The sequence below is a fragment of the Verrucomicrobiia bacterium genome, assembly GCA_023953615.1.
GTDB lineage: Bacteria > Verrucomicrobiota > Verrucomicrobiia > Limisphaerales > JADLHS01 > JADLHS01.
The window spans coordinates 1,490,085-1,507,343 of sequence record JAMLJH010000002.1 but is presented as its reverse complement, the minus strand read 5'-3'; the positions used below and the strand labels follow the sequence as shown (position 1 = coordinate 1,507,343).

Below are 17,259 nucleotides of genomic sequence, written 5' to 3'. Positions count from 1 at the left end.
TGGTGATATGAGTGCTGCTCAACTTACGTCGCGCGAAATTGCGCAAGCCATCCGCAACGTGCCGGATTTTCCCAGTGCGGGAGTGCAATTCAAAGATATTACGCCGGTGCTGGCCGATCCGCGCCTCTTTGCCGGCACCGTGGAATTGCTGACGTCGCATTTCCGCCCCGGCGAGGTGGATGCCGTGGTGGGCATTGACGCGCGCGGCTTCATTTTTGCCGCGGCGGCGGCGATGCGACTGCGGGCGGGCTTCGTTCCCGTGCGTAAAAAAGGAAAATTACCGTTTCAAACCATCGAGCAGGATTACGCGTTGGAATACGGTCAAGCCACCGTGGCCATTCATACCGATGCGTTGCAATCCGGCAGTCGCGTGTTGCTGGTGGATGACTTGTTGGCCACGGGCGGCACGGCAGCGGCGGCGGCGACCCTCGTTGGAAAGCTGGGAGGAAAAATCCTTGAAGCCGCGTTCGTTATCGAACTCGAATTTTTGCATGGACGCCACAAGCTGCCGGGGCTGCCGATTCATTCGCTGGTGACCTACTGAACCGTTTCATGCAACCGGGAACGACCATCTCGGTGCCGGTGACGGATTACGACCTGTCCGCCACGTTGACTTCGGGACAAGTCTTCAACTGGGAACAAAATGATGGCGCTTGGACTGGCGTGATCCACGGACGCTGGGTTGAATTACGGGTTGCCGATGGCGCCATAGTCGCTCGAACCGCGACGTCGCAACGCAACTGGTCCTGGTTGACCTACTTTCTGCAAACGGACGTGAATCTGGCCGAGATTGTGACGAGTTTTCCCGCTGCCGATGCGCATTTGCGCGACGCCGTGCGTGCTTGTCACGGCTTGCGATTGCTGCGCCAATCGCCTTGGGAATGTCTGGCGGCGTTCATTCTATCGGCGACCAAGCAGATCGTTCAAATTCGTCAGATCGTCAGGTTGCTGAGCGAGCGTTATGGAACGCCGGTCGCGACCGGCGACGCTGAAGAAAGGCGATTTGCCTTTCCGTCCGCCGAACAAATTGCGGCGTTGACGGAGGTGGAGTTGCGGGCTTGCAAGATGGGGTTTCGCGCGCCGTACCTCTTGCAGGCGGCGCGACAAGTGGCCGTCGGTAAGATGGATTTGGCCGGGCTGGAGCGTTTGTCCCTGGCGGAGGCGCGAGCGCAATTACTGCGGCTGGATGGGGTCGGACGCAAAATCGCGGATTGCGTATTGTTGTTCGCCTACGATTTTCCGGAAGCGTTTCCCGTGGATGTTTGGGTGCGCTGGGTTTTGTTGAAATACTATTTCCGGAATCGCCAAGTCAGCGACGCGCGGTTGCAACAATTTATCCAAAGACACTTCGGGCGAAACGCCGGCTATTGTCAGCAATACCTGTTTCATCACGTTCGCATGATGAAGGGAAGAGTCGAAGGTCGTTTGATTGCTAAAACTTAAAGGAAACCAATGAAGGTGGATGTTTTACTCAGTCCGTCGGAATACGAGCATCCGACGCCGGGCCGATTTGACGGCAGCGTTTGTGTTGTTTTCGATGTATTCCGGGCGACCAGTGTGATGGTGACTGGTCTGGCACATGGCGCGCGCAGTTTCATTCCAGTTTTGGAAATAGCCGAAGCCCGGCAATGGCGCGAGCAGCATCCGGAGGTGTTGCTGGCTGGAGAACGCAACGGATTGCGGATTACTTCCGCAGTCAGCGGTGGGGTGGATTTTGACCTCGGCAATTCCCCCCGGGAATATCCGGCGTCGGTGGTTGCGGGCAAAGACATTGTGACCACGACGACGAACGGCACCCGGGCGTTGCGCGCTTGCGTCGGTGCGGAATCCATACTGGCGGCCGGGTTGCTCAACTTGCGCGCCACCGCGCGCTGGCTGGAGCGGGTGAAACCGCAGCGGTTGCTTTTGGTTTGCGCGGGGACCGGAGCGAACTGCGCGCTGGAGGATGTTCTGGGCGCCGGCGCGTTGCTGAAACGACTCGAGCCGACGCTGAAGCGCAACGGGTGGAGCGATGCCGCGCAGTTGGTCGAGTCGGCCTACCGACAAGCGGCGGATCAATTATTGGAGGTGGTCGCCCATTCGCAAAATGGATCGCGTTTGCTTGGACAGCCGGACTTGCGTGCGGACGTGGAATTTTGCCTTCAACGAGACGTCTTCGACGTTGTCGCTCAGATGCAGGCCGACGGTCGAATCACGCTGGCGCATTGAGTCGCGCTGTGCAACCGCTTCAAGGCGTGACCAGTCCGAGGATGTTTTCGCGCGGCACCGCGCCATAGATCCGGCTGTCGGCGCTGTTGTTGCGGTTGTCGCCAAGCACGAAGTACTGATTGATACCGCAGATCCACATTTGCTCCCGCACCTGTGGTCCGGGATACGTCGGGGTCTTTTCCGGTAGATAAGGCTCGTCCAGCAATTTGCCGTTCACGAATAGGTGTCCGTCCGCCACATAGACCGTATCCCCTTGTTGAGCGACAATCCGTTTTACCGCGTAGCCATTGTCTGACGGATCCCGCAGCACAACGATGTCGGTGGGGCGCGGATCGCGGAAGTGAAAGATCCAGCGGTTCATCATGTAGCGATGAGAACTTTGCAGGGTGGGCGTCATGCTGACCCCAACCACTTCGATCACCTGCAATAGATAATGGGTGACGAATTGGAAGGTGCCGTAGCTCAAGCCCAGAATCAGTACGCCGGTGAACAGATGGCGGAGCAGGGGACGCCACCACGTCCGGGGCGCCGACACCGGTGTCGGCGACGGAGCAACTGGCGTTGTCGCCGAGTCTGCCAGCTTCAAATCCAATGTCGGATCAAGTTCCATGCCGTGGGATTAGCTCCATCTGGAAACCATTTTAAGCAGGTCGTGCCTGGCCACGCAATCACTGCGATTACGTACTTAATCGTAAACATTACGGATTACGGGTTCACCACAACCGCGCTCTGCCGGGGGCCTGAGGGAAATTAAAGTCCGACGTCCCATCGAAGTTAAACACGCTCCATCCATCCTGGTTCCAGCCACCGAGCGGATCGAAGCCCCCCAAATCCACCGGCCAAGTACCGCTGACAATCGCCGCTCCGTCGATGAAGAGTTTACCATCGGTACCCACCTTGCCTCGGAGTTTGACGGTGTGTTCCGGGCCGTAAGTCACATGAGGTGGAAAACCGCTCGGTGGGTAGATACCTTGCCATTTCCAATCGGTTTCGGCGCTGATATTTCCGTCGAGTCTGTCGGCATTAAAGTCAAATTCGAAGTGCAAGACCCAGAAAAGGTAGTCTCGAATCGGTAGCGGGGAGCGGTTTTGCCAATCTTGGGCGCCGCTAAGCTTGGCCAAAAAGCTGAAACCGTCGGCATGAATGCCAAAGTTTTCGACCTCTGGATTAACCGCACCGTAAGAAAATTTGGGTTTGGGGATGCCGTTGGCAGGCGCCACCGTCCAAGTATTAAAGTCAGGCGACCGAAATCGCAGGTTGAAACTAGTGGTCGTAAAGCGCGGATTATTGCCGATGCCGATGCTGCCGCTGCCCGTAAGATCATATTTGCCCGAAGGCTCAATCAATCCACTGAAGGTGATCGTTCCCCAGTCTCGCGTGGTTCCGTTGATGGTGGTTTTCAACTGAAACGGCGCATTTACCACCAAGCCACCTTCGTAAAAGGCGATGGTGGCGTTGTTGGCCGTCTGATTGCGCAGTTTTAGAAGTTGGTTAAACGGGCCCACGGCCAACAAGCCATCACTGGTGATGGTCCCGGTCGGCGGGTTCAGGTTGATATCCGTAAGCTCGCTGTTACCAAACGGACCGAATTTGAAGTCGGACAAGATCAAGTCTTTGGTGCTCCCCAAGTTTCCGGAAAGTTGGAGTGTGTAGCCGGGAGACTTGGGTTGATAACCGTAAATTTTCGCCATTACGTTCGAAGCCGTCAGCGTCACACTATTGGCGATTACGGTTGATGTGAACGTAGCGTCAAACCGTGGGGCGATGTCCAATACCGGGAACGGGATGCTGTCGGGAGGAGCGGCGGGTATTTGCAGGGTGGCGGCCGCCGTCAGGGTGGCGGTGTTGTTCGGCAACAAGCGACGCTCGAAAATGAGATCCAGATCGGTAAAGCCAAAACCGAGCAGGGTGGCGTTGTTGAGGTGGGTGGAGAATTCAAATTCTCCGTGCGCATTAACACTCCCACTGAAGGCAGGCTGGAAGGCGGGAGCGGTCGTCCGCAGATTAGCCGTGCCGCTGAGCGTCAGCCGTAATCCGTTGCCGCGCTCATACATGGCGTGAATTTCTGCCGGGCTGAGAGCGCGATTCCAGAAGGCGGCTTCATCCAGCCCCCCGTTCCAGTTGCGTCCGGCCACCTGAGGATTGTGGCCGATGCCGACCGGGTAGCTACTGGCTTTGATGGTCGCGTCCCAGGTTGCGGAATTCTGCAGCACTCCATCCACATAGATGCGCTTGGTGTGACCGTCGAAAGTGGCAACGACGTGATGCCATTGACCGTCATTCACAGGAATGCTCGCAGCGCTAAGCACATGATAACCGCCGCCGGTATCGGTGGTGTCGAAGCTGAGCCAGTGGTTCTGGTTGTCTTGGGCCACGCGCCAGGAATCGTCGCCCTTGGCCAGGAGCGTGTGCCAGGACTTGCCCGGCGTGAATTGATTTACTTGGAACCAGCAGGCGACCGACATGGCGTTTCCACCCTGGAGATTGGCGTGGTTCGGCACATTGTAAAAATCGTCGGTGCCGTCGAAGCGCATCGAATTAACGCTGCCGTTGCCATCCTGGAAACCGGAAGGTTGTTGCAGTTGGGGACGCGTGGTCGTGCTCGTGGTGCTGCCATTGTGCGTGCTGCCGGAACTGGAGGCGTTGGCCAGGCTAAGCCCGCTGGCCTCGTTCATTCGCCACCAGGCTCGAGGTTGGGAATTATTCATGATGGTAACCCAGGGCGTGGTGTTGTTTGCCAAGGCAAAGTTGGCGCTCACGGGGAAATTGTAAAACCGGCCGTTGAACGCGGTGTTCAAAGACACTGTGCCGGCGGACGAAATCGTGCCGTTGAAGTTGATCAGCGTGGGGCCGTCGGGCAATGGTAGATTACCGGCGCTGACCTGCAATTGCGTGGCGCCGCTGACCCGCTTAAACGCAAGGGTGGAGTCGCCCAAGGCGAAACCGCGGAGATTGGGTGCGGCCGTAAAGGTGGCAAAGGTGTGATCCGCCATTGTGTTTGCCGGCACCGACAGGTTAATCGGGTTGGCTAGAATCAGGGCGGATTTGCAAATGCCGGTGACGTCCCAATAACCCGCAGTGAAAACCAGTCCGGCAGTGCTGCTGAGTGTGGATGTGAGCGCGGCGCCGTTGGGTCCCTTGATGATGATCTTGCCGCTGCTCAATTGCGGAATGCCCGCGCCCGTGAAACTGATCGCGCCGCTGGCCGGTATCGTGCCGTTCAGCGCTACGGGCGCAGCGGTGAAACCGGGGACCGCTAAATTGGCTTGGAAGTTTTGCAGATTCATTGACGCCCCGGACTTCACGAGATCGCAGGTGGCTCCGCTGAGTGAAAATCCGTTCAGGGCGCCGAAATTCAACGCCAAGGTCGAAGCGGAAAGTCCGTTGCGGGTTAGTGCGCCGTTGGGTGGAATCACCAGCGCCCCCCCTGGGAGAGGCAAATTCATCCCCAAATCCGCACAAGTAAATTGCGGCGCCGGCAGACTCAATCCGCTAGCCGTCAGCGTGGGGGTTCCCCCGTTGTTGACAATCGCAAAGCGGCCCAGGTTGAGGGAGGGCAGAGTTGTTACCGGAAGCGTGGCAACGTTGTTGGCGGCAAACGCGCCGCCACTGACGGAGAACATGCCGGAATTAAAACCGATTGGCAGCGGCGATTGGAAGGCAATCTGTTGGACGGATAAGACTCCGTTGACGCGTTGCACCTGCAAGACAAGGTTCGTGACGCTGAAGTCGAATAGCGTGTGATTGCTGATGGGAGCGGCGATGGCGGTGGAGGCAAAATTCAGAGCTTGATCCACCGTGAGGGTGGGAAGGTTGGCGCTGGCCCCGCCGAAGAGTCCATTGAGCACTACCCGCGCATTGCTGAGCAGGCCCGTGTTTCCGTTCAAGGTCACCAGGAGTTTGGACCCGGTGCCTGGCTGGGGCACGATGCCGATGACGCCCGTTCCGAAAGGATTGAATTCCAGCGTGCCCTCGAAAGAGAATATCGGGTTCAGCGGGTTCGCGTAGTTTGCCGTCACCGTGGCGCTGGCCCCGCCGCTGGTGAAGTGGAAGGTGGCTTGGTGATTCGTAATCCCCACCGTGGCTCCGGTCGGTATGGTGACCGACCAACCGTTCGGTAAAGTGATCGCAACGCTGCCGGACAACGCGCCGGAGGCAACGACATAATTGGACGCCTCGCTATCGAAGGTGAGCGCAGCGTTAGCCAACAAATTATTGAAGGGCGCCGGCAGATTAACGGCCTGACCGGTCAGATGGGCAGTCAGTTGCGGCCGAGGGCGACCAGGGATGGGTGGGGTGACGAGCATCTGCGCCTCGGTGGTGATCAGGTTGCCGAGTTTGAAATTACCCGCGATCGCAATACCGCCGGTTTTCTGAAGCCGTTGCTGATCGGTGGGCACGGGTGGTAATTCGCTCACAAATTCCGGCGTATAAGCCGTCAGGGACAAAGCGCCTTGCGGCACAATTTTATTCGCCCAACCCCAATTACCCGGTGGCGTCAGGGTATTCACGCTGGCTGTCAGTTCCACCGCCGGCAGGTCTTGAGCGACCACCTCCACCAACTGGCTTGCCAGATCGTTAATGGCCGCGGCCACCACGGCTGGATTCGGTGCGGGACCGAAAGTGTCAAGCGATTGCAAATCTGCGAAAGCGGTCGCCAGCGGGCGGCGGTTGGGGCGGGCCTGCCCGACAATGTGCGCCACCAAATCCACGTTCACGCCGAATACCTGCGCCGCCCAACTGTTGCTGGCCAACTGCAGGTTGCCCGCAAACATGGCGGACGCACCGGTGTCGGGATTCGGGCCTACGGCGGTCAGTTTGGCGTTGCCGATCGGGATGTCGAGCAGTTGTCCGTCAAGGTTGAGGAAGACGAAACTCTCACCCAGATCCCAGAGCGAACCAGGATGGGCGGTTTCTGGATCGAAGGTTTTGAGTGAGTTGATCAAGTCAAGCGGGTCCAGCGTTGGTGGTGGCACAATCGGATTGCCATTGGCATCGAAGAGCGCGGGTGGATTTGGCAACGGCAGGTAAGCCATGAAATTGCCCTGTTGGACCGTGGTGCCGAAATAGTCGGACAGGATGGTGCGCAAGGCGTTCAAGCGGTCGAGTGGCTGAGCGCTTTCGCTTAACAAGATGGCCAGCTCCGTGCGCGGCAACGTCGCCAAAATCCGCGGCACTTCGAGCATGGCGGCCAGGGCCAGGCCACCGTGAGGAAAATAATCGTGGGTCAGCGTGCGGGGTTCCAGATCGGGAAACTCCTGGTCGTAGAGCGCCGCCAGCTCGTTGGTGGTTCCTTTCCAGAACCCATCACCCAGCACATCAGCTCGAACCGCTTTCAAGAGCAAATCTTCGCGCGGCGGCAGGTGCGCCAGCGCGCCGGTCCCCGGCCGCACCCAATTGCGGATTACGGGATGCGCGGTCAAGTCGGGATTGATCAGGCGGGCCTGAGCGCGGAACAAAGTCATGCCCAAGGGATTGACCTCGTAAGTGCCGGTGATGACGGAATGTTCCAGCATGTTACGCACTTGGTTGCGCGCTTCCGCCTCCCAAGCGGCGGGAGAACTGAGCTTGCCGTTGAGCAATCGTTTGATCAAACCAGTGGCGTCTGGGAACGTTTCCGCATAAGCGAGGCTGGCACGGTCGAGTCCGCTCGTCAGCAGCACCAACGGCGTGCCGTAGCCGATGAATCCCGCGGGCGCGATGTCGAAGTAAGCTTCCCGTCCGGTTTTACGCATGCGGTATTTCATGGAAGCCAACCCATTTCCGAGTTTCAAACCAGCCAGCTTGACGCTGGAATCCGCGCAGATGACGAGCTCGGGATTCACCTGATCAAACAGCGTCGCGATCTGGTCAATCAACGCTTCGTTCAAAGTGTTTGGCGGCAGACGCAACACTTGGGCGATAAAAGCCGCGTGGAAGGTGGCGAGACGTTTCGCTCGCTGGAGCGGATCGGAAATGCCCTGGGTTACTGCGGCTTCCGCTTGGGCCAGCGTCAGACCGACGTAATCCGGATTTACGTTCGCCATGATCTGGTTCAGGAACGGTTGTCCCAAGGCGCTGGCGATACCGGACACGACTGCCGCCAGTCCGGTCATCGCGCCGTCGGCTTTCAACACCGCTTTGACGCTGCCGAACTCCAACGGCCCCAGCGCCAGGGCAATGTCGCCGGAAAGTTGGGGATTGGGATTGCCGTTGGCATCCGTGGCGGAGAGATAAAGTTGACCCACGCCCACGGGCACACCGAAGAAGTTCACCGCTCCAGACACGCCGGCACTGCCCGTCGTGCCAATGGTGCCGCCGCCTTCCACGTTTAAGAAAGACGAAACCGCCGTATGCGTGAACACACCCTTGACCTTGAAAGTGGCATCCTGCACTGGCACACCGGCGTAGGCCTTTTCACGAATGGCTGCGTAGATGGCTTGTGAATCCGGTCCGGCGGTCGCCAACGCTGTGGTGAAGGCGGTCGTAAATTCCGTCCGCAACTGATTCGCCAGTTCCTGCATGGCTTGTTGCAAGCCCGGCCCGAGCGCACTGGGCACTGGCGGCAGGTTGTTGGTGATTTGCGAGTAAATCTGCGTCGCCAGCGTTTGGGCCAGGGTCGTGCCGGATTGGTTGAGCGATTCGATGAACTCGCGCGTAATACCCATGCCGCCGTTGGCCAGTGGCTTGTTCAGCGTGTCCTCGGGAATGGAGCTGAATTTCAAAATGAACTTGCCGGGATACTGGACTTGATCGGGATGCGGCATGCCGAAGATGTTGGCGGTCACGGGTGGAATATCCACCGGGCAACCGATGGGGTCGTTGGCGGGATAGGTGCCGGGTTCAACAAGTTCCAGTTTCGGACCTGTACCGAGTGGCGGGAACGTCGGCGTTTGCGCCAGGATTTTGTCGCCCCATTCCTTGAAACTGTTCCAGGTCATCGTGGCGGCGGGCGGTGGGTTGGTGGAGTTCGCCTGGAATTTACCTCCGACTTCCTGGACGTAACTACGAAAGTCCATGGGATCCGCATTGGAAGGCAGATAAGAAATGCCGCCACCGGCGCCGGTGAACAGAAAACCAGTTGGACCGAGCGGAATGCCGGCCGAGCCGGCGTTGAAATCCACGGCCAACCCCAAGGGGCCGGAGGAGCGAAACGCAGCGATGAATTTGAGTTTGTAACCATTGATGCTGCCCCCCAATCGCCCCGCCATCAGCAGGTTCGCCGGATCGCTGAAGCCCGTGAGGTAAACGCTGCCGCCCAGTTCTTCAATGGGCGGAATTTTCAAGCCCGGGTCCAAGGTCAGCTCGATGCCCTCCAAGTTTTGCAACTGAGGCACGCCTTCGGGCGAAAACGTCACGCGCACGTTGTCCGCACCGCCGCCGATGATCGCGTTATCCACGTTGGGGAAACCGAGGCGGAACGTAGTGGTGATTTGTATGTTCGTCGGCGCGAGCAGTTGTTCCCATGGCAGGGTGTTGTTGATGAACTGCAATTGCGCCTGGCGCAATTCAATCGGCAGTTGTTGGGCAAGTGTCCAATCGCTGCCGTCGTAAAGCAGCGTGCCCGGCTCGAAGCGCGGCGGTTGCGTGTAGCTGAAGAAGACAAAGTGCGAATTGCCCAGACCAAACGCCGGCAGATTGGGCGGCGCAATTTTGCCGTTCAACGTCACGATAAATTGATGTCCCGCTTGGTCGGCCAGGTTAAATAGATTGCCGAGGCCGCCGAGCTGGATGCTCGCTGGAGTACCGGGAGTCAGTCCGGTGACCCGCACTCCGTTCGCTCCGCCGATGCGGAAGTCACCGGAGATACTCACGTCAGACAGATCAAATTCCACGGTGGGCAGGGCGTTGCCGACCGGTGCGTGGATCGTCAATTCGCCTCCGGTCAGGGCGCCAAATCGTCCGGTGGGAATGCCAGTGATGGCGGGATTATTCGTCTCGCGCAGCAGCAGGGTGTTATCCACCAGCAGCCGCAGTACGCCGAAAATACGGAGCGAGGGCAGTTGTGCCGGACCTTGAGGGGCGAAGATTTCCAATCCAGTCGTAGGCGCGCCCGCAGCGCCAAGCACTGTCAATTCGAAGCCGCCCGCGTTGAACAGGTTCACGTTGGTCGCCAATCCCAACGTGCCGGTCGGGAAACCGTCGAGCTGCCACACGACGTTTTGCGCTTCAATCTCGATGGCGTTGGTTTCGATCGGATGCGGGAAAAAGACGAAACCGTGGTTGATGGTAAGCTTTGGCGCCACGGTGGCCGGGACCGTGCCCAAGGCGCCCAGCGTCAGATTACCGAAATCAAACAGACCGGTAAAATTCCGCGCCCCCACTTCGGAAAAATCCGGCAAGGTCAGTCCGAGGTTGGTGAAGATTACGCCACCGGCAAAATTGACGTTGGTCAACGGTCTGAATCCGTTGGCGTCCGGTGAACCCAAGGCGAAGGTGATCTGCGGCGGTTGATTGCTATTGATGGTCAGCTCGGCGCGTTGTGGCTCGGTGGCGGGTGGCGTCGGAGGTGAGTTGAACCACTCCGGCAGCAACAGCCGTCCTTGTGGCAGGGAAACCGAGAGCGCCGCCGCACTGACGTCCAGACGCGCCACAGCATCCACCGCCGCCAGATGGAAATGTTCCGGTGTGAGGAGTTGACCCGATGGAGGCGAACTCTTGCGTAGCAAGCCAAACGTGCCGCCAAATTCAAAGCGGCCGCTGGACGGAAATGCGTTCGGGCCGACGCCGCCAAAGCGCAGACCGGCGTTACCGTTGAGCAGCGCAAAGTGATCGCCCAGAGCCAGGTCGAGCTGTGCGGAAGTGGTCAGCGCCAGGGTCTGGGCCGCGCTGTCGTAGCCAAACGTGCCGGTAAAAGTTTTGCCATTAGGCAGGGTGGCGGTACCGCTGCCACTGCCAACCAAACTTTGGATGGCGATCGGCGGCTGCCCCAGCGCTCCCAAACGAAATTGTCCGGCCAGGTTGATCGTGCCGTTCAAATGCGCGCCCGGAAGTTTAGGCAGCGGCCCGCTGGCGGAGGCTTTTAGCGAAAGGTGACCCGCGCTGTCCAGGGTGAGTTCGGTGAGCGTGAAATTGGCGTCAATGTCCGGGAAAGTCAGGTTGCCGCCGAAAGAACCGGAGAGCAGATTGGACTGGTGATTGTAACGCACTTCGCCGAACACTTCGTCAATTCGCAGCCCACCGGGCAGCGCGAGATCCACTGGTCGCGCACTGGGCAGCAACGCCCCCAGATCGTCAATCAATTGGAAGCCCAGTCCCAGAGAAGATTCGGCCGACGCGCCAAAATAGCGTCCGAGCGATCCGGCCGATTGATCGGCAAAGTTCAGCGAACCATCCACAAAGATCGAAGTGTATTTGCTCAGATGCCACCAGGCTTGTCGCGCCACGACGAGGAGCTTGAAGGCGTTGTCGAGTTGGGCGAGCGGCGGTTTCAACGCTTCCACGTCCGGATGGAATCCCTGGTCATGCAACCAAATCATCACGTTGCGAGAGGCGCGAGTGAGTCGGATGGCGTCGGGCAGCGACGGCTTAAGCAAATAATTTTCGATCTCCAATTGGAGCTGCGCCGCGAGTGCGGCCAACACTTCCGGTGGCAACAACGCCGAGTCGAGACCCAATTCCAATGCGGCATCCTTGGCCTGCTTCCAAGCGGCAAAAATTGCGGGCGGTGCGGTTTCGGGGGGACGAATGCTTTGCCAGATCAATTCCACGTTGGATAAGTCAGCCAGCGCCCGGTAGCCCGGAGCGCCGTAAGGCGTGGCCGTTCCCTGGAATCCTTCCACCAACGGCATGGAAATGACCGGGGCGTTGGTGCCGGCGAGAGACCATTTTTTAACGACGCGAGCCGGATGATAATTGGTTGCCGTAGGATTCAATTCCCGCCCCAGCACGATGGAAAGGACGTCGGAAACATCTTCAGTGGCGCTTAACAACGGACGATCGGGACCAACGACCCGGGGCACCGCATTGGTGGGCAACTCAACTCCGAACATTTCCAAGGTCTTTTCATACGACATCACCTCTGCAGCCCATTGTCGCAAGCGTTCGCCGAGCCGGCGTGAATCTTCCAGTAACGGATCGGCGGCGGCTAAAAATCCTTCCGGGTCACCGGTGGTTGCCAGCGCGGTGGCGAGCCGATCATTTTCCGTCAGCAAATCCCGCCCTTCAGTGACTTTTCCTGACCATGGCGCGCGGCCGAGTTGATCCCACGATTTCCGTATTACTCCGGCGAGTTCGACACCGGGATAACCCGGCACCGTATCTTGCCACCCGCCAAGGGACAGAATGCCTTGCATTTGCGCCGTTACCTTGAGCGCGAGCATGATCTCATTGAAATCCTGTGCCGCCAGTGCTTCCGGATCGGTCGGTTCACCCGTGGCCGGGTCAATGCCGAATTTAAGCAGGAACTGCGGCAGCGCTTCCGCCACATTGGTGACCGCCTGCATGGTATGCTGGTCGGGTGGTCCGTACTGCCACAACAACGCCAGGCGTCTGGCGAGGTTCTCCGTGCTGTCGTTCAAATCCAGCGCGCTGGCACAAACCAGCCGCGGCGCGAGCGCGATGCGCAATTGCGTGGCTCGACTTTGGAGCAACGCCATGCCCGGAGCCCCCGGATTTGCCTGTACCACGCGTTCGATGCGACGTAAAATCTCCAACGTCTCGTGCATTTCCAGGAACGCGGCCTCGGACCGGCAATCCGCCGTGGCGTGGCGATTGATCAACTGGCCTTCCAATGAATTGATGGCGGTGACCACCCGGCTGATGACGTTGGTGTAATTGCGGTTCGCCACGTTCAATACGTCATCGGCGATAAATTGATCGAGCGTGGTCTCAATCCAACGAAACGGACCGAAGTTTTCGCCGAGACTGAAATCCGGCATCTGACCCGCTTCCCGGAAGGTCGGCGGATTCAGATCAGCGCGTAGCGTGTCGAGATTGCCCGACATGGAATGCACGTAGTTCAACAGGTCGCGCCGCGCAGCCGGTGCGAAATTGGGCGCGCTCGGAAAGGTCGGCACCATCACGCGCAGAGAATTTGCGAGGTCGAAGTTGACGCCGCTGGCGCTGGCACCAAAGGCATATTCGGGATCGTCCAAGGTGGCCCACGCTTCGAACGTCATGCCGTTCACTTCCAACTGGCCGCTGCCGGCAATGGAGAAATGGTTGGGGCGCTGCCAGGCAAAACGCAACGGACGCCGTTCGGTGACGGTGAAACGCGCCGGACCATTCGTACCCGGCGGCAACGTGACGTTGCCGTGGCAATTCAACTCGAACGCGCCGCCGCTGGAAAACGCAATGCGCGACATCGTGAACGCCGCACCCATGCCGGGCAATCGCACTTGTCCCGATCCCCAGCCGGTCAACTCGCGGGAGCGCGCATCGTAGGTCAGCCCACCCGCCAGTTCGTCCACGGCGATGCCGCCGGCTAGCAGCGCATCCGCGGCCGGCGGTGGCGTGATGCGGTTGCCCGCCAGCGTCCGCAGGGTGACGACCAACTTCTGCGCTTCCAGTAAATAAGTTTTGCGCAGTGATTGTTGTGCGGCGTTGGTGAAGCGCGCGGCCGCCGCCAGCAAGGAATTCACGCCGAGCTTGGCGGTTTGCGGATCGTTTTCGCTAAGACACTTCGCCGCCAGCGCATCGGTCACCGCACTGATGCGAGTGGCATCTTCCCATGTCGGAGCGCCAGCGGGGAATTGCAAACGATCGCGAAGTTCCGCGCCAAGATTGCCCGCGCGCAAAACAGCCAGCAATTCCGCACGGTCGGCCGCGCCGAGCAGAGCCATCGCGTTTTCGATTGAATTGGTCAGACCCTGGTAAGCGCGTAGCCCGGGCGGGGCGGGGTAGGTGACGTTGGCAGGGATGGCGACCAGGATTTTCCGCAGTCGCTCTGCTTCCTGGAACCGCTTGGCCACCGGCCGCTGCGGTATGGGCAGCGTTTCCAGAGCCGTCGCCATGGCGCCGACGCGGTCCGACAGCGATTGTACGCTCAGCAGTCCGATCGGGGCATTGGCGAACAGACCAAGTTGGTCGAGTTGATTCAAGTAAAGATACTCGGCCATCGCGTCCAGGAAGGCCATGTCGTCCAGGGCCAGTTCCGCGTCGTGCAGCGCGGCGCGCAATTGGGGTTCCAGCGCCAATCCGGATTGCGCCAGTAATTCACCCAACAACGCCTCCGCCGGAATTTCCAACCCGAGCAGTTGCGCCTCCTGCTGAATTTGCGCGAGTTCGTGCAGTTCTTGATAAATAAGAAAGCGATTGCGCGTTTGCAGCGCCGGAGCGGCGGTGGTGGTTTGGCCAGTGACGACGCCAAGGCTGGCCGCATGGGCGCCGAGGGCGTTGAGGATGGCTTGTTCCAAACTGGGTTGTACGGAAGCCAAATCAAAATCTCCACCTGTCAATTGCGCCAACTGCAAGGCTTCCGCCACGTCCCGCAAACTCTCATAAACGCCAGCCAGATCGAGCGGTCGTTCAGTGGTGGTGAGTTGACGTTGTGCGGCGGCGCGCGCTTCGGTCTGCAGCGCATCCAGCCCGGACGTGGCCAAACCGGCCAGGCGCAACCGTTCCACGGCCAACCAGTGACGCACCGCAGCTTGCGGCTTGCGTGCGCTCGTGGCGGCGCGCACGGCTTGTTGCAGCGCCGCTTTCAATTCGGTGGCGTTGGCATCGAGACCTGTCGCTCCGGCCAGTTTACTCCAGCCCGCCACGTCCAATGGCAAAGGCAAAAGACCCGCGTCCGGTCGCGGGAGCGGCAGCGGATTTGCCGCGCTGAATGCGGTGGTAAATTGTTCAAAGGCGAGCGCTTTGCGCTCCAGGGCGAGGGCCGCGGCATTCAACGTCGTCACGTTTGCCGGCGTGCTTGCGTTCAAAGTGTTTGCGGAGGGCAAATGCGCCGCCAACCAATCACCACTCAAACGCGCGTGCAGTTTTCCGGCGCGAAAAGCAAAAGCCGCCGCCGTTCCATCGAGCGACAGTTCCACGTCAAACGTCGGTCCGTCGGTAAATTCCAGCCGACCCTGACCGGCCAAAGCGAGCGAACCATCAAAGCCGAAGCGCACCCACGCCGGCTCGGCGCTACCGATGGTCAAGGTGGCTGGCGGTCCGCCGAGTTGGGCCAGGGGGAACGAACCGGTCAGCGGAAGTTTGACGAAGCCATGATCCCCCAGCTCAAGCGTCAAACCATTGAACGCGCCAAGGGTTTGACCAAAAGGCAACACGCCGGGATCAATCTGGATTTGCGGCGCGGTGAAACCGGCTGGTGAAAAAGTGCCGCTCATGAGTCGCGCGGGAAAATGACCGGCGATCTTTACGGGAATTCCATTTGTTGGCGATAGCTCAAACAGGCTGATCAATTGCGCCACCGTTATCGTCCCCAACGGCAGCGTGCGCAGGGTGTCTGCTTGAATGACGTCGGTGATGGTCAGTGGACTCAAGGCGCCGCTGACGAGTCGTCCGGTGGAAAACTCCAGCGTCGGTGATCCGGCCGCGTCCGTCAGGCGGGCGCCATTGGGCAGGCGAATGGCCAGCGAACCCGGTGAACCCGCCACGCTGGCGCCCATGGGCCGGAATTCACATGGGGGCAAATTGCCGGCCGCATCCGCGCGTACGGGTGCGCCGCCCCGCGGTTGGCCCTGGCCGTTGAGCAATACGAATTGATCGAGGTTTTGTGTAAGGTAAGCGGGTTGCGGAGGCAGGGAGAGATTGACTTCCAACGATTGTGCCTCGGCGATGGTTATGGCGTTGCCACAATACACCTCGGCGATCACGTCGTCCGTGCCATTGTCAGCAACGTCAGGACTCCACACCAATTCCCACCAACCGTCTGCGCCCAGAACCGCCGCGCCGATGATGCGCCCCTGGCGCCGGAAGATCACTTCATCCACGCCGTCCGGATGCCACGCCTGGATGCGCAGCACCACCGGCCCGGGGGTGGTGATAGGTGCGTGAGGAACTTCAACCATTCCGGCATACGGGGGCAACGCCGTGTCGTAGTCGGTGGCCAGGCGGAAAAAGCGCGCGTTGGGGAAAGCGGCATCCATCACCGTGTGCGTCAACGTGCCCCCCGTGCCGGTGAGTGCGGAAACGGTTTGCCAGTTCGTGGCGAGCAATGAATCCGTGATTTCGACGCGATAGCTGCGCCCGCTCACCGACGGCCAGCGCAGTTCCGTCCGGGCGGGGGCTTGCAATCGGATGACCTGACCAATGGCAAAGGTGGATTCCGGATTGAATGGGTCCGTGCCCAGAAAATGTTCAACGGCATCCGGCCAACCGTCGCCGTCACTGTCCAGACTGGGTGGGTTACCGGGCGCCGCGAGCAGAATAACGCCGGTGGTTAGACCGAGGATTAAGGAGGGTACGAAACGTCGCGCAATTTTGGCCATGTCAATCTCTACGGTTTTCTTGGTGTACAGTTCGGAAATGGGTGTGTATTTTTACAAATTTTAGACCGGATGTTTTGCTGGTTGCCGCCGTCGGATGGTGGCGTCGTGAGTCTGAGTCGCGACACTGCGCTATGAAAAGGCATGAGCGTTCGTTCATTACGAAAGTGGTTACGCGTCGTGTTAGTGGATGACGTTATACCATTTATTCAGGAAGCCAAGCGGTTTTTAGCCAAACCATCTGGTTCGGCTCCTGCTTTTTCCGTGCCACGTTTGCTTTGGCGATTTACTGGCGTTGAAAGTGACAGCAGCCAGCGAGTCGGACTGGACCCCGGTGGAGCAGAGAGAGGTTTGTAATTTCGGGAGCGTTTTGTGTGGTTGTTTGTAGTTCCGCCTTCAGGCGGCGGATGTGTTCTGTGCGTTCTGCTTGTAGTTTCATCTTTAGGCGGTGCGTTTGATTTAGTCAGAGAGACGCAGAGTCACGGCGTTGGCAATGCGGTGTTTCTGTTCTCGACGATTTGTCGTGATCATGAACAGCTTGTTCCGGCTAAAGCCGGGACTACAAACAGCAAGGGAAAGTTCAATCTGCCTAAAGGCAGGACTACGAGCGACAGGAATGTTCGTAGTTCCGCCTTCAGGCGGTGCGTTTGATTTAATCAGAGAGACGCAGAGTCACGAGGCGTTGGCAATGCGGCAC

General features: G+C 59.2%; 5 protein-coding genes. 3 read left to right on the top strand and 2 right to left on the bottom strand.

Annotated features, from left to right (window positions below; all coding sequences use genetic code 11):
- Positions 1 to 7: 7 nt before the first annotated feature.
- From M9920_16515 to M9920_16505, 3 genes are read left to right on the top strand one after another with little or no spacing between them, the layout of a single operon-like run.
- Positions 8 to 544 carry an adenine phosphoribosyltransferase gene (locus M9920_16515; GenBank protein ID MCO5053881.1) on the top strand — a complete coding sequence of 179 codons (537 nt, stop codon included), beginning with the start codon at positions 8 to 10 and terminating at the stop codon, positions 542 to 544.
- Positions 545 to 552: 8 nt separating this feature from the next.
- Complete coding sequence (locus tag M9920_16510; protein MCO5053880.1) at positions 553 to 1,443, top strand: hypothetical protein; 891 nt, start codon at positions 553 to 555, stop codon at positions 1,441 to 1,443.
- A 9-nt stretch (positions 1,444 to 1,452) separates the two neighbouring features.
- Entirely contained in the window at positions 1,453 to 2,208 is a 756-nt protein-coding gene (locus tag M9920_16505; protein MCO5053879.1) for a 2-phosphosulfolactate phosphatase, read from the top strand.
- 19 nt (positions 2,209 to 2,227) lie between these two features.
- Here M9920_16505 and lepB read toward each other — a convergent pair whose 3' ends face one another.
- Together lepB and M9920_16495 are read right to left on the bottom strand one after the other, a co-directional pair.
- A complete protein-coding gene (gene lepB / locus M9920_16500; protein MCO5053878.1) occupies positions 2,228 to 2,818 on the bottom strand; it encodes a signal peptidase I in 591 nt (196 codons plus the stop codon).
- Between the two features lie 103 nt (positions 2,819 to 2,921).
- Positions 2,922 to 16,565: a hypothetical protein gene (locus M9920_16495; protein ID MCO5053877.1), complete on the bottom strand. Its 13,644-nt coding sequence runs from the start codon at positions 16,563 to 16,565 to the stop codon at positions 2,922 to 2,924.
- Between the last annotated feature and the right edge of the window lie 694 nt (positions 16,566 to 17,259).

Bases quoted from the DNA above. Each gene is read 5' to 3' on its own strand.
- M9920_16510 (MCO5053880.1), top strand. From the start codon at position 553: ATGCAACCGGGAACGACCATCTCGGTGCCGGTGACGGATTACGACCTG.
- M9920_16505 (MCO5053879.1), top strand. From the start codon at position 1,453: ATGAAGGTGGATGTTTTACTCAGTCCGTCGGAATACGAGCATCCGACG.
- M9920_16515 (MCO5053881.1), top strand. From the start codon at position 8: ATGAGTGCTGCTCAACTTACGTCGCGCGAAATTGCGCAAGCCATCCGC.
- M9920_16495 (MCO5053877.1), bottom strand. From the start codon at position 16,565: ATGGCCAAAATTGCGCGACGTTTCGTACCCTCCTTAATCCTCGGTCTA.
- lepB (MCO5053878.1), bottom strand. From the start codon at position 2,818: ATGGAACTTGATCCGACATTGGATTTGAAGCTGGCAGACTCGGCGACA.